Origin of the sequence: Parasphingopyxis algicola, from assembly GCF_013378075.1 — a bacterium.
Classification (GTDB): Bacteria; Pseudomonadota; Alphaproteobacteria; order Sphingomonadales; family Sphingomonadaceae; genus Parasphingopyxis; species Parasphingopyxis algicola.
In genome coordinates, this window is the sequence record NZ_CP051131.1 from 1,321,856 (window position 1) to 1,334,763 (window position 12,908).

At 61.5% G+C, this 12,908-nt stretch carries 13 protein-coding genes and 1 tRNA gene; all 14 read left to right on the top strand.

The window, feature by feature from the left end:
• Positions 1-67 precede the first annotated feature (67 nt).
• The 14 genes from HFP57_RS06595 to HFP57_RS06660 all read left to right on the top strand — a co-directional run bounded on the left by HFP57_RS06595 (position 68) and on the right by HFP57_RS06660 (position 12,904).
• Entirely contained in the window at positions 68-1,378 is a 1,311-nt protein-coding gene (locus HFP57_RS06595) for a replication-associated recombination protein A (RefSeq protein WP_176869041.1), read from the top strand.
• A gap of 71 nt (positions 1,379-1,449) precedes the next feature.
• A complete protein-coding gene (locus HFP57_RS06600; protein ID WP_176869042.1) occupies positions 1,450-2,703 on the top strand; it encodes a mechanosensitive ion channel in 1,254 nt (417 codons plus the stop codon).
• Positions 2,704-2,823: 120 nt separating this feature from the next.
• The gene (locus tag HFP57_RS06605; RefSeq protein WP_176869043.1) at positions 2,824-3,705 is read left to right on the top strand and encodes a hypothetical protein; all 882 of its coding nucleotides are present in this window, start codon (positions 2,824-2,826) and stop codon (positions 3,703-3,705) included.
• A gap of 125 nt (positions 3,706-3,830) precedes the next feature.
• Positions 3,831-4,151, top strand: a complete 321-nt coding sequence (locus HFP57_RS06610) for a BufA1 family periplasmic bufferin-type metallophore (protein ID WP_176869044.1) — start codon at positions 3,831-3,833, stop codon at positions 4,149-4,151.
• A 6-nt stretch (positions 4,152-4,157) separates the two neighbouring features.
• Entirely contained in the window at positions 4,158-4,994 is an 837-nt protein-coding gene (bufB, locus tag HFP57_RS06615) for an MNIO family bufferin maturase (protein WP_176869045.1), read from the top strand.
• Entirely contained in the window at positions 4,987-5,742 is a 756-nt protein-coding gene (locus HFP57_RS06620) for an HvfC/BufC N-terminal domain-containing protein (protein ID WP_176869046.1), read from the top strand. The genes bufB and HFP57_RS06620 overlap by 8 nt, the downstream gene beginning before the upstream one ends.
• Before the next feature lie 62 nt (positions 5,743-5,804).
• Positions 5,805-6,200, top strand: a complete 396-nt coding sequence (locus HFP57_RS06625; RefSeq protein ID WP_176871182.1) for a DoxX family protein — start codon at positions 5,805-5,807, stop codon at positions 6,198-6,200.
• Between the two features lie 71 nt (positions 6,201-6,271).
• A tRNA-Thr gene (locus tag HFP57_RS06630) sits at positions 6,272-6,347 on the top strand.
• 457 nt (positions 6,348-6,804) lie between these two features.
• Positions 6,805-7,788: an RHS repeat-associated core domain-containing protein gene (locus HFP57_RS06635; RefSeq protein WP_246263446.1), complete on the top strand. Its 984-nt coding sequence runs from the start codon at positions 6,805-6,807 to the stop codon at positions 7,786-7,788.
• Positions 7,779-8,288, top strand: a complete 510-nt coding sequence (locus HFP57_RS06640; RefSeq protein WP_176869047.1) for a hypothetical protein — start codon at positions 7,779-7,781, stop codon at positions 8,286-8,288. The genes HFP57_RS06635 and HFP57_RS06640 overlap by 10 nt, the downstream gene beginning before the upstream one ends.
• 136 nt (positions 8,289-8,424) lie before the next feature.
• Positions 8,425-9,447, top strand: a complete 1,023-nt coding sequence (locus HFP57_RS06645; RefSeq protein WP_176871184.1) for an IS110 family RNA-guided transposase — start codon at positions 8,425-8,427, stop codon at positions 9,445-9,447.
• 414 nt (positions 9,448-9,861) lie between these two features.
• Positions 9,862-9,987: a hypothetical protein gene (locus HFP57_RS18255; protein ID WP_246263448.1), complete on the top strand. Its 126-nt coding sequence runs from the start codon at positions 9,862-9,864 to the stop codon at positions 9,985-9,987.
• A gap of 43 nt (positions 9,988-10,030) precedes the next feature.
• Positions 10,031-10,291, top strand: a complete 261-nt coding sequence (locus HFP57_RS06655; RefSeq protein ID WP_176869048.1) for a hypothetical protein — start codon at positions 10,031-10,033, stop codon at positions 10,289-10,291.
• Positions 10,292-11,209: 918 nt separating this feature from the next.
• On the top strand, positions 11,210-12,904 hold the full coding sequence (locus HFP57_RS06660) for a sulfatase family protein (protein ID WP_176869049.1): 1,695 nt from the start codon (positions 11,210-11,212) through the stop codon (positions 12,902-12,904).
• The last annotated feature ends 4 nt before the right edge of the window (positions 12,905-12,908 follow it).

Below are 12,908 nucleotides of genomic sequence, written 5' to 3' on the forward strand. Positions count from 1 at the left end.
ATATATTGTCAAGAGGCGAGTGTTCGGGATGGCTGGAACGGTCGGCGAATTGGGCTAGAACTCGGGCATGGCAGATTTGTTCGCGAGCGACGAAGCGGCAGACGACACGGCGGCGGACGCTCCGCTTGCCGATTTGCTGCGCCCGAAAACGCTCGCCGATGTCGTGGGACAGGAGCATCTGACCGGCCCCGACGGCCCGATCGGGCGGATGGTCGCGGCCGGAAAACTGGCCTCGATCATCTTCTGGGGCCCGCCCGGAACCGGCAAGACGACGATCGCACGGCTTCTGGCGGATGCCGTGGGCCTGCGCTTCGTCGCCATATCGGCCGTCTTTTCCGGCGTGGCGGACCTGAAGAAAGCCTTTGCCGAAGCCCGGCAGATGGCGGGCGCGGGCAAGCGCACCCTGCTCTTCGTGGACGAGATCCACCGTTTCAACAGGGCCCAGCAGGACGGCTTCCTCCCCTATGTCGAGGACGGCACGGTGACGCTGGTCGGCGCGACGACCGAAAACCCGTCTTTCGAGCTGAATTCCGCGCTGCTGAGCCGCGCCCAAGTGTTGATCCTGAACCGTCTGGATGCAGACGCGCTGGCTACGCTGCTGGAGCGTGCCGAAACGCATGAGGGCCGGCCGCTGCCGCTGACGGATGCCGCGCGCGAAGCGCTGATCGCGTCGGCCGACGGCGACGGCCGGTTCCTGCTCAACCAGGCCGAGACCCTGTTCTCCGTCGAACTGGCCGAGCCGCTCGATCCGGCGGATCTCGCCGACATGCTCCATCGGCGCGTGCCCGTCTACGACAAGGATCGGGAGGGCCATTACAATCTGATCTCGGCGCTGCACAAGGCGATGCGCGGGTCCGATCCGCAAGCATCGCTCTATTATCTGGCGCGGATGCTGGTCGCGGGCGAGGAGCCGCTCTACGTTCTCCGGCGGATCACCCGCTTCGCCAGCGAGGATATCGGCCTGGCCGATCCGCAGGCGCTGATCCAGTGCCTCGCCGCCAAGGACGCCTACGAATTTCTCGGCAGCCCCGAAGGCGAACTCGCCATCGTCCAGGCCTGTCTCTATTGCGCGACCGCGCCGAAATCGAACGCCGCCTACAAGGCGCAAAAGGCCGCGTGGAAATCCGCCAGGGAAACCGGCTCGCTGATGCCGCCGAAGAATATCCTCAATGCGCCGACGCGCCTGATGAAGGATGTCGGCTATGGCAAGGGCTATGCCTATGACCATGAGCGCGACGATGCCTTTTCGGGCGACGATTACTGGCCGGAAGAGATAGAACGGCAGGATTTCTACAAACCGTCGCCCCGGGGATTTGAAGCGAAAGTGGCGGAACGCCTTGCTTTTTGGGAGAAATTGCGCGCCAAACGCCAAGATTGATTAGGCAATGCCATTGAAAGGGCGTATCTTGCGCGCAGCAAATCTCGTTTTTGCGCAATAGGGGAAGTTTCATGGAATTCGATCTCAATCGCGACATAGATTGGCCGATGATCTGGGAATGGGTGATCAAGATCGGTGCGGCTCTTCTGATCCTGCTGATCACGCATTTCATCGCCAAGGCGGTCAAATGGGCCATCGCCCGCATGGTCGACAAGATACCGGCACTTCAGAAACACAGCGCGGCCGAACCCGGCGAAACCGTCGGCAGCCAGATCGGCACTCTCGCCTATTGGATCGTATGGCTCGTCGGCCTCGTGGTTGCGCTGCAGCCACTGCAGCTCAGCGGCGTGCTGGATCCCGTGCGCGAACTGACGACGGACATATTCGGTTTCGTACCGAACCTGATCGGTGCGGGCCTCCTCCTCTTCCTCGGCGTCATCATCGCCAATGTGGTCCGGCGCATCGTCGAAACTGCGCTCAAGGCGATCAATGCCGATGAGTGGCTCGCGCGCGCGGGCGCCGGCGAAATTACCGGTGGCGACGATATCCCGACGCCGGCGGCCGAGGGGCGTACGACGCTGAGTACGGCGATCGGCATTATCGTATTCGTGCTGATCATCATTCCGTTCGCAACGGCCTCGCTTGAAGCCCTCCAGCTGAGTTCGATCTCCGACCCGCTGGTGGCGATCCTGAATGATGTCGCCTTCTTCATTCCGCGGATCATCGCCGCTGCGCTCATTCTCGGCATCGCCTATTTCATCGGCCGCTGGGTCAAGGCCTGGCTCGAGCAGCTGCTGGAAGCGTTCGGCGTCGACAACGCGGCGTCGGGTTCGGGTCTCGTTCCGGCCAGCGTCAAGGCGAGCCGGGTCATCGGTACGATCGCCCTCACCGCAATCATGCTGGTATCGGCTGTCGCCGCGATCGAAGTGCTCGAGATCCGGTCCGTCCAGGCGATGGTCACCGAAGTGGTCGCGCTCGGCAGCCGGGTGATCTTCGGGCTCGTCATCATCGCGGTCGGCATTCTGCTCGCCCGTCTGCTGTCCAACCTGATGGCGACCTCGACCGGGGAAACGGCCGGCATGTTGCCGACGATCCTCAAATGGCTGATCATTGCGCTGTTTGCGGCCATGGGCCTCAAATTCATGCAGATCGCCGACGAGATCGTGGTCATCGCCTTTGCGGCCATTCTCGGTTCGGCAGCTGTCGCGGCGGCCATCGCCTTCGGGCTCGGCGGCCGGCCGACGGCGCACAAGCTGCTCGAACGCTGGACGGAAGGCAAAGCCAACCGGTCCAATCCGGGAGACAAGACGCCCCCGGGCATCTAATCTGTTCGGCACCGGCTCACTCCCCCTCCCGGCCTCCCACTAAGGCACACTCAATGGGAGGTCGGGAGAGGGGGGCGGGCCGGTGCCATACCTGAGGCTAATCCGAAGGTCTGACAAACTATGCGCCGCTTTGCCCAATTCGCCTGTTTCGACTGGTCGGGACAGGCGGTGGCAAGGCCCAGGGGCATAGCCCTGGCGGTTACAGGGGCGGACGCGCAAGCGCCCGCCCTTGTCGCGTCCGACACCGGATGGTCCCGTGCCGATGCGCTGCGCTGGCTGGAGGCCCGCGCCGCCACGCAAGCCGATATGCTGATCGGCTTCGATTTCTCGGCCGCCCTCCCCTTTGCCGATCGCGGGACCTATTTCCCCGGTTCTTCAGACAGCCCCGCAGATGCCCTCGCGCTATGGGACAGGATAGACGCATTGTGCGCCGCCGAACCCCATCTGTCCGCTTCAGCGCTGCTCGAGGACGCGGAGTTCGCCCGGCATTTCCGCTATCAGGCAGGGCGCGAAACGATCACGGGCAGCCGGTTCGAAGGACCGCTCGGAAGATTGCGCGTGACCGAGCGGCGCTGCCGCGAACAGAAACGCGGCAACGCCGTTTCCTGCTTCAACCTGGTCGGCGCGGCGCAGGTCGGCAAATCCAGCCTCACCGGCATGCGCATTCTCAACCGCATCCGCAGCCGGATACCTGTCTGGCCTTTCGATCCCGTGCCCGCCGCTGGACCATTGCTCGTCGAAATCTATACCGGCATTGCCGCCCGGGCGGCCGGCCTCACCGGCCCCACGAAACTGCGCGAGCCCGACCGTCTGGACGCGGCTTTGGCGGCGCTCGAAAGCGATCCTCACACCCCGCTCGCCCGCTATGACGATCACAGCACCGACGCGATACTGACCAGCGCCTGGCTGAGACGGGCCGCGGACGATCCAGAGCTTTGGCAGCCGAAGGATCTCGACGACAGGCTGGCCTGCACGGAGGGATGGACCTTCGGCGTGGCCTAAATACGCCTTTCGCGTCGCAGCGCGTTTCGAAAATTACGGGCCGGCCATGTAACCGTTGCCCCGAGTGCGACGAATGATGGGACGGCATTGCGCACAATGCCAGGTACCATTTGGAGGATGCACTGATGAAAGCCCTATCCCCTACCCCGCTGAGCATTGCGCTCTCGGCCCTTGCTGTCACCGCCTGTGGCGGCGGCCAGACCGAGCAGACGGCAACCGAAGGCGAAGTAACCGAAGTGGCCGCAACCGATGCCGAGCAGGAACGATGCTATGGCGTTTCGCTTGCCGGCGAAAACGATTGCGCCGCGGGCCCCGGCACCAGCTGCGCCGGCACGTCGACCGTCGACTATCAGGGCAATGCCTGGACCTATGTCCCGGCCGGCACCTGCGCCGACATCGAGACGCCCGCCGGGCACAACGGGTCGTTGGAACCGATCGAGGCCTGAGGCCCGATGAACGCCAGCGCCGGGATCAGTTTCAAGCCGCAGCATTTCGATGCCGCGCTGTCCACTGCGGCGGATGGCCTATGGTTCGAGGTTCACGCCGAGAACTATATGATCGAAAGCGGACCGCGCCGCGCCATGCTGGAACAGCTGCGTGCGGCGTGGCCGCTATCGATTCACGGCGTCGGCCTTTCGCTGGCCGGCGATGCCCCGCCGGATGCCGAGCATCTAACCAAATTGCGCGATCTCGTCACCGCGTTCGAGCCGTTTCTCGTGTCCGAACATCTGGCCTGGTCGCGGTTCGGCGATACCTGCTTTCCAGACCTGCTGCCCTTCCCGCGCAGCGCCGAAGCGCTCGACCGGATCACCGCCAATATCAACATCGTACAGGATGCGCTCGGACGCGCGATCCTGATCGAAAATCCGTCGCTCTACATGGCGCTCGACGGCCACGAGATGGAAGAGACCGAGTTTCTCAACACATTGGCCTATCGCACGGGCTGCGGCCTGCTCGTCGATGTCAACAACGTCCATGTCAGCGCCAACAATATGGACTTCGATCCGCGCGCCTATCTCGCGACTATCGATCATGCCGCGATTGGCGAGATCCACCTCGCCGGTCACGGCGTCGATCCGGCGCTGGGCGACGCACTGCTGATCGACAGTCACGACGCGCCCGTAGCCGAAGCAGTCTGGGAGCTGTACCGCGATTTGATCGCCGAAATCGGCCCGCGCCCGACGCTGATCGAGCGCGACGGCAATGTTCCGGAGTTCGAAGCGCTGATCGCCGAACGCGACCGGGCTGCGGCAATTCTCGCGCACCAGCGCGAACCCGTCCATGCCTAGCCTCGCCGAATTCCAGGCCGGTTTCACCCACGACCTGGTCCGCGACCAGCCACCCCAGTCCGGCCCGTTCGCCAGACCCGCTTTCGCTGTTTATCGCAACACTTGGCGCAAGGCGCTGCGCGAGGCGCTGCGCGCCAATTATCCGGTCGTGGCCGCGTTGATCGGCGAGGAAGTCTTTCACCGGCTGGCATCCGAATATATCCGCAAAGCCGCGGCGCGATCGCCGATACTGGCCGATTATGGTGCCGGTCTCGACGAGACGATCGCGGCCAGCCAGCTCCACGGGATGCTTCCCTATCTCGCCGACATGGCCCGCCTCGAACGGCTGGTGACCCAGGCCCGCAATGCGGCCGCCGCCGAGCCGATCGGGCCGGACTTCTTCGCGACGCTTGCCCCCGACCGGGCGGAGCGCGTCTGGCTCAATCCCGTTCCGTCGGCGCATCTTGCGCGGTTCCCGACCCCGGTCGTCACGATTTGGCGCGCGCATCAGGGCCCGGATCAACCCAAATCGCTGTCGCCGGACTGGCGGAACGAGCAGGCGCTGATCGTTCAGCGCGGAACGGCCGTCGCCATCGACCCGCTCGATCGAGCGAGTTTCGATTTCGCTGCGATGCTCGTGGCCGGCAACCCGTTGGGAGTCGCCGCTACCGATACGATCGCCCGTCATCCGGACGCCGACATCGCCGCCATTTTGACGCGCGTTGCACGAAGCGGCGCCTTCACCATCAACCGAGAGGACAATCCATGACCGCCGAGACCGCTGCCGCCACTTCTTCCTCCCTCCTCGCTCCGTTCCGCTGGCTTGCCGCGATGGGCGAGAGACTACCCGACGGGCTGATGCCGCTGCTCCAGAGGCTCGCGATTTCCGGGGTGTTCTGGCTGTCGGCGCGCACCAAGGTGGAGGGTCTCTCGATCAAGGACAGCACCTTCCTGCTGTTCGAACACGAATATGCGCTGCCGATCGTTCCGTCCGATTTTGCCGCCGTCGTCGCGACGATCGCCGAACATCTGTTCCCGATCTTGCTCGTACTCGGCCTGTTCACCCGGCTGTCCGCGACGGCGCTCCTCATCATGACCCTGGTGATCCAGTTCCTCGTCTATCCAGGCGCCTGGGCGCTTCACCTCACCTGGATCGCGATCCTCGTGCCTTTGATCGCGCGGGGCGGCGGCGCGCTTTCGCTGGACCGGCTGCTCAAAATACCCTGAGCGAGAGCCCCCGTGAGACGGGGCTGGACCTCTGCGGTCTTTGCGGGCATGGGGACGCCTGCACATGGCGCGCCGGATTAGCTCAGCTGGTAGAGCAACCGCCTTGTAAGCGGTAGGTCGTCCGTTCGAGTCGGACATCCGGCACCACGCATAAATCATTGTTTTTGCACGCTTTTTTATGCCCATAGACTGAAAAAGTCCCGCGATTTCGGGGGTTTTGGCCGTAAGCCACTGATTCCCAAGGACAAGAGACGCTTTTGGCACCGGCTTCATGCAGAGACTCGCGCCTGTGTCTCTGATGCCCCAAAAAGTGTCCTAGCAAAAGTTGCTGTGGGATTTCGAAAGCTGCCGATATTCTAGGGAGGATTGGGATCGCGGGTTTAGGCGAATCCGAACAGTGTCCGCTGCTCGGACCATTCGAGCGGCACATCCGATGCGCTCTACAATCTGCGCTATGATGGTCTCGGCCGGCTCTACCGGACCTGGGGCAATGGCCCAGAAAGCGTAATGGGCGAGCACCTATTACACCTATGACGGCGATGCGCTGATCGCCGAATACAGCCATGGGGGCGCGCTGCTGAGGCGCTATGTCCACGGGCCGGGCGTGGACGATCCGCTGCTCTGGTATGAGGGCTCCAGCACGGCCGCCTCGAACCGTCGCTTCCTCCATGCCGACGAGCGCGGCTCGATCATCGGGATCAGCGACAATGCGGGCACGGTTCTCGAACGCAACACCTATGACGACTGGGGCATCCCGTCGCCGGGCAATATCGGCCGGTTCGGCTATACCGGCCAGATGCGTCTGAATGCGATCGGGCTCAACTATTACAAGGCCCGCATGTACTCGCCGAGCCTCGGCCGGTTCATGCAGACCGATCCCATCGGATATGACGACGGCATGAATATGTATGCCTATGTCGGGAACGATCCGTTGAACGCGACGGATCCGACGGGGGCGTATGAATGTACGGCTAATAGGGATCAATGCAATGCAGTGGCATCATCCGTAAGACGGATAAGGCGGATAGGAAACTCGATGCGCCACGAAGGTTCAAGGATAAGAACCAGAGTGGGAAATCAACTGGTAGCTACTGCCGATCATCTAGGCAGTGCGGGTGATGGCAACGGCGTCACGATTGGCAACTTTGACTTGGATAATGGGGCTGGTGAGGATGCCTCATCTGCCACGGGCTCAGCCACCAGCGCTACAAACATCAATGTTGATTTCGGTCAGATTTCCGGGCCAAGCGCAGATATGTTATCATCTCACAATTCGCATTTGAGTCGGGGACAGGTGGAGGAGTATAATTTGACGGCCACACTCGTGCACGAAGGTACCCATGCGCGACAATTTGCAGCTGGATTGTCGTTTGGTAGCGCGCCGGACGTCACGCGAAGAGAATTGACGGCTTATTACTATGAAAGCGTTGTGGTGCGCCAGCTTGGTTTCACTACCGGTCTTTGGCGGCCAGGGATGACCGGACAAGCAATTAACAGGGGGATAAGGCGTGGCGCGCTCAATTCTTGCGCAATGACTCAGGCAATAAGAGGAAGAAACCCTCTTCCCGGAAATTGTCGATGGCAGTAGCTCGTGTTTCGGTTTTCCTTATCACTTGCTTGGCCTTGTATGGTTGCGAGCAGGATAATGGCGAAGTGAATCTCGCGTGCTGGTTGGAAGGGCAGGAAAACCAGTCAAATGACGATGTATACCACATTCACGGATCAATTATCGCAATTCCGGGCTTTTCTGTTCTGTTAGTGTCGGACGAATGTCCGGAAGAGAGGCTTGGGTTGAGCGCCAACACGGCCCGAGGCGCCGAAATTATTAGAGAGTTGAGGCCAAATTGCCTAGATGAACCTTGTGACCAAGCGCTCTACGGATATCGTGGAGAATTCGAGGGCCGGTTTGTGACACATTCGCCGAATGAAGACTCAGCTTGCCATTTCAGCTCTGCGTTCGAAATGTCTAGAATCATCCATATTCAACCGGTACCAGAAAACGAAATTACTCAAGTTTTTGAAAGATCTGTCGAAGCTTCGCGAAGCGCCCGCCCGCAAGAAGAAAGTGATGATCTCTGCGTTTTCTGAATAGAGGGATTACGGTGATGGTGTGGACGGCGCTCTGTTGAGGGTTTGATTCGGGTATTCCGGTCCTCCACGGCATGTGTTGTCGTTGAACAACCTGCCAATGGAGCACCGTCCGATGCCGAAATTACCATCCGATTTGTCGTCTGTCACTGTTGTTGGTCTCGATCTGGCCAAGCATGTTTTCCAGGTTCATTGTGTTGATACGGAAGAGCGGATTGTTGTGGCGCGCTCGCTTCGCCGTTCGCAGTTATTGCCATTTTTTGCCTCGTTGCCGCCGTGCCGGGTTGGCCTTGAGGCGTGCGGGTCCGCGCATCACTGGGGCCGGGCGCTGATGGCGCTGGGTCATGATGTGAAGATGATGCCGCCAGCCTATGTAAAGCCATACGTCAAACGCCAGAAGAACGATGCGGCTGACGCAGCGGCGATCTGCGAGGCGGTCACCCGGCCCTCGATGCGGTTCGTGGCTGTGCGCAGTATCGAGAACCAGGCCGCGCTGATGGTGCACAAGGTGCGCGAGATGCTGGTCAGTCAGCGCACCCAGCTCCTGAACATACTGCGCGGTCATCTCGCGGAGGCTGGCGTGATCGCGGCCCAAGGGGCGTGTCACGGGCGGGCACTGGCGGCGCTGATCGAAGCTGATCATGAAGATGTGCCCGCCAGTGTTGCCGAAGCGCTGATGCCCGTGGTCGAACAGTTGCACCATCTCGACGCGGCCATCGCCGCATCCGACAGGGAGATCGCGGCAGCCGCCAAAGCCTGCCCGCAGGCAAGGCTGCTGATGTCGATACCGGGCATCGGGCCGCTCAGCGCCTCGGCACTTGTTGCTACCATCGCAGAGGGCGGTATCGACCAGTTCTCCGGCCCAAGGGAGTTTGCGGCGTTCCTCGGACTGGTGCCACGGCAACACTCGTCGGGCGGCAAGGAACGTCTCGGGCGCATTACCAAAATGGGCAATGGCTATATCAGGAAACTGCTTGTCGTGGGCGCGCATGCGGTTCTCCACCATGCAGCGAGGCACAGTGACCCGTTACGCAAATGGGCCAAGGCATTGCTGGCCTCCAAGCCGTTCAAGCTGGTCGCCGTCGCGCTTGCCAACAAGCTCGCCCGAATAGCCTACGCCATTCTCGCGAGCCAGAAGCCTTACACCGCCGCTGCGTGAAATCGCACGGCCAACTATCTCGGGTGACTTGGAGATGATGCTATAACCGGACAAAAGCTGGCAAAGCCCGGTGCTCTGTCTGCGCCAAAGAGCGCGATACGGTGATAGGGGCAAACCAGCACACGCGGACAACCATCAGGGCCAGCGGACATTCCGATTAGGAAACCCCGCACCAACAGGCCGAAGACATGACCGCACCCGAACTATCGCATCTCAACAAATACCCTTGATCGCGGGGCGCCGTCCAGACATGACAGTTTGCTAAACTCCTAAATAGTTCCGCCCCAACCGCTGCCCCGCTTTAGCCTCCTCAACCAATATACCAGCGCCGTCGGGGTTAGCTTCAGCTATGATGCCAGTGGCAACCTGACGCGTTCGGGAACCGACACCTATGCCTATGATCCGGCGAACCGGATGACGAGCGCGACCGTGGGCGGCGGAACGCTCTACAATCTGCGCTATGACGGGCTGGGCCGGCTCTACCGCACCTGGGGCAATGGCCCAGAAAGCGTAATGGGCGAGCACCTATTATACCTATGACGGCGATGCGCTGATCGCCGAGTACAGCCATGGGGGCGCGCTGTTGAGGCGCTATATCCATGGGTCGGGGGTGGACGACCCGATCCTCTGGGACCGGCTCTTCGGCACCTATCAGCGCGAGGAGGAAACCCCGGTCTACGGCCTGACCGAACAATTGGGCACATCCAATCCGCTAGCGATCAACTTTCGCGAATTGCGCATGATCGCGAAAGACGTCTGGCGGGCGAAGAGCTGGCGGGAGCGGATCGGCTATGCGTTCGGCCGGCCCGGCTGGAAGCCCGAACGGACATCGGACCTGTCGTGAGCAACGGCTTGCAATAAGGTTTGCAGACGCCATGGATGGCCGCCCCTATCAGGCGTCGACGCGGAAGATGTATGGATCGACGAATTGATGTATCGCGGAACCGGAGAGTGTCTGACGAAAGCCATTTGGAAACGCCGCCGATACTATCGACGAGGCGCTGTCGGTCTAAGACAACTCTAACCAGGAGAGTCATCTCGTCGATCGCCAGACGCACAAGAACTGCCGCTCGGCCACGCTGGACGACCGGCAAAACCTTGTGACGTGATATGGCGCCGACCAGGCTCCACTGCGAAAAGTTCAAACCCGTTGCCGTTGGACTGACAGCACCCAACAACCCCATCCCGATAATGGCATATATATGAAAGCCGTGCCCCGTTAGCTCCAGTTATGTTCGCACAATCTGAGATCATCAGGACGAAGGGACAAGGCTAGAGTCATGAGCTCAGTGTTCAAAGCAGTGGAACGCGGACAACCGAGCGCAAACCTCCGTTATAGAGTGCAGTCGCCAATGGAGGTTCGGGAATACATTATGGTCCGCCAATCATGTCATAAACTGAAACTCCGCTTGTCATGAACTGCCCCCTGGAAAGTGGTCCGGATTTTTCGGGAGGGACAATGCAGGGCCCTTCGCGGCTTGGGCTGGCGATACGCCATTTGCAGGAAAGACCGGTGTATCCGAGCGCCGTGAAAGCCGGGCTCGTGCAATTCGGGATCCCTGTTTTCGGCGACGACCGCGAACCTTCCGTGCAAATTCCGGCGAAAAAGGGAGATCTGGCGGGAGACCGGTTCGCTTCAGACTGAGTCGCGCACCATGCAGCTCCGCGCCCCCTCGCCTTCCCGCCGACTTTTGTTCCGTGCCTTTTAGGCCGTCTCTTTTTCTGCTATCCGATTGGTTAGCGAAATATCGGGAGGAATTGGATGGTGCATTGGCAGTATATTCGCACGGTCCTTGTCGGGATCACATTATTCGGCATCTTCCTGTGGCAGGCGCCCCCTCTCGCTGCGCAGTCGCCGGAACGATCGTCTGCCAACCCCAATATCGTGTTGATCGTCTTCGAGGACATGGGGCCACGGATCGGGGCGTTCGGCGATCCGGTCGCGACGACGCCCGTCCTCGACGAATTCGCGAGCGAAGCCATCCGCTTTCCCAATACCTTCACAACCTCGGGCGTGTGCGCGCCGAGCCGGTCTTCATTGATCACCGGCGTTCACCAGCAGACGCTCGGCACCCAGCACATGCGGACGCACGGCGTCATGGGTCTGCGCGGCGGCGGGCCAATCGAATATTATGCGGTACCTCCGCCGGCGGTACGCGCCTTTCCCGAACTGTTGCGCGGGCTCGGCTATTACACGACAAATAACGGCAAGACCGATTACCAGTTCGGCGAACCGTTCACGGTCTGGGATGCCAATGCGCCCGAGGCCGACTGGCGGGGCCGCGCGGACGGCCAGCCCTTCTTCGCGATGTTCAACATCCTGCTGACGCATGAAAGCTATATCTGGCCCGAAGATCGCGAGAGCGACAACCAGCTTCTCAATCTCGTCACGCAGCGCAATCGGCGCGACCTTGCCGACAAGGAGCATCTCACCGACCCGGCGGCGGTCGAGGTGCCGCCCTATCTTCCGGATACGGTCGTCGTCCGTGCCGATATTGCGCGCCATTACGACAACATCGCCTTTGCCGAGCGCCAGCTTGCCGAAATCCTCGAGCGGCTCGAGGCCGACGGGCTGCTCGACGAAACCATCGTGATCGTCACTACCGATCATGGCGACGGGCTGCCCCGGATGAAACGCAGCGTCTATGACAGCGGTATCCGCGTCCCGATGATGATCCGGTTCCCCGACCTCAGGGGTGCGGGGACCGTTGACGAACGCCTCGTCAGTTTTGTCGATCTCGCTCCCACGATCCTGCGCTGGGCCGGCACCGAATCGGCCGAGTGGCATCAGGGACAGGATATTTTTCATTCCCTGGTTCGCAGCTTCATCTTCGCCGCCGCCGACCGCCACGACGCGAGCCCGGGCCGTTCGAAAGCGGCGCGCGACGACCGCTTCCACTATATCCGCAACTATCGGCCCGATCTTGCCGTGTTGCGGCCATTGACGTTTCGCGACGCCTTGCCGACGATGCAGGAGATCTGGCGGTTGCAGGCGGCCGGCGAGCTGACGCCGGAGCAGCGGCGACTTGTCGACGCACCGCGGGACCGCGAGGAACTGTACGATGTCCTCGCCGATCCGCACCAAGTGACCAATCTCGCGGCCGATCCCGATCATGCAAACACGCTCGCGCGGATGCGCGGGGCGATGAACGGCTGGATCGCCCGGGTCGGCGACTGGAGCGCGGTTCCCGAAACAGAGATGATCGAGACGATGTGGCCGGGCGGCGAGCAGCCGGTGACCGCGGCGCCCGAACTGGTCCTGCGGGATGGCCGGGCGATCCTGCTCAGCGACACCTATGGCGCATCGATCGCCTATGGTTTCGGCGAGGAGGAGCCCGCAAGCTGGCGTATCTATACCGGCCCTATAACGGTGCCAGCGGAAACCCCGCTATGGGCCAAGGCGATCCGTTACGGTTTCGCCGAAAGCGAAGCCGTCCGTTTCGATATCGGCGGCTGATCGC

Bases quoted from the DNA above. Each gene is read 5' to 3' on its own strand.
- HFP57_RS06595 (WP_176869041.1), top strand. From the start codon at position 68: ATGGCAGATTTGTTCGCGAGCGACGAAGCGGCAGACGACACGGCGGCG.
- HFP57_RS06600 (WP_176869042.1), top strand. From the start codon at position 1,450: ATGGAATTCGATCTCAATCGCGACATAGATTGGCCGATGATCTGGGAA.
- HFP57_RS06605 (WP_176869043.1), top strand. From the start codon at position 2,824: ATGCGCCGCTTTGCCCAATTCGCCTGTTTCGACTGGTCGGGACAGGCG.
- HFP57_RS06610 (WP_176869044.1), top strand. From the start codon at position 3,831: ATGAAAGCCCTATCCCCTACCCCGCTGAGCATTGCGCTCTCGGCCCTT.
- bufB (WP_176869045.1), top strand. From the start codon at position 4,158: ATGAACGCCAGCGCCGGGATCAGTTTCAAGCCGCAGCATTTCGATGCC.
- HFP57_RS06620 (WP_176869046.1), top strand. From the start codon at position 4,987: ATGCCTAGCCTCGCCGAATTCCAGGCCGGTTTCACCCACGACCTGGTC.
- HFP57_RS06625 (WP_176871182.1), top strand. From the start codon at position 5,805: ATGGGCGAGAGACTACCCGACGGGCTGATGCCGCTGCTCCAGAGGCTC.
- HFP57_RS06640 (WP_176869047.1), top strand. From the start codon at position 7,779: ATGGCAGTAGCTCGTGTTTCGGTTTTCCTTATCACTTGCTTGGCCTTG.
- HFP57_RS18255 (WP_246263448.1), top strand. From the start codon at position 9,862: ATGACGAGCGCGACCGTGGGCGGCGGAACGCTCTACAATCTGCGCTAT.
- HFP57_RS06660 (WP_176869049.1), top strand. From the start codon at position 11,210: ATGGTGCATTGGCAGTATATTCGCACGGTCCTTGTCGGGATCACATTA.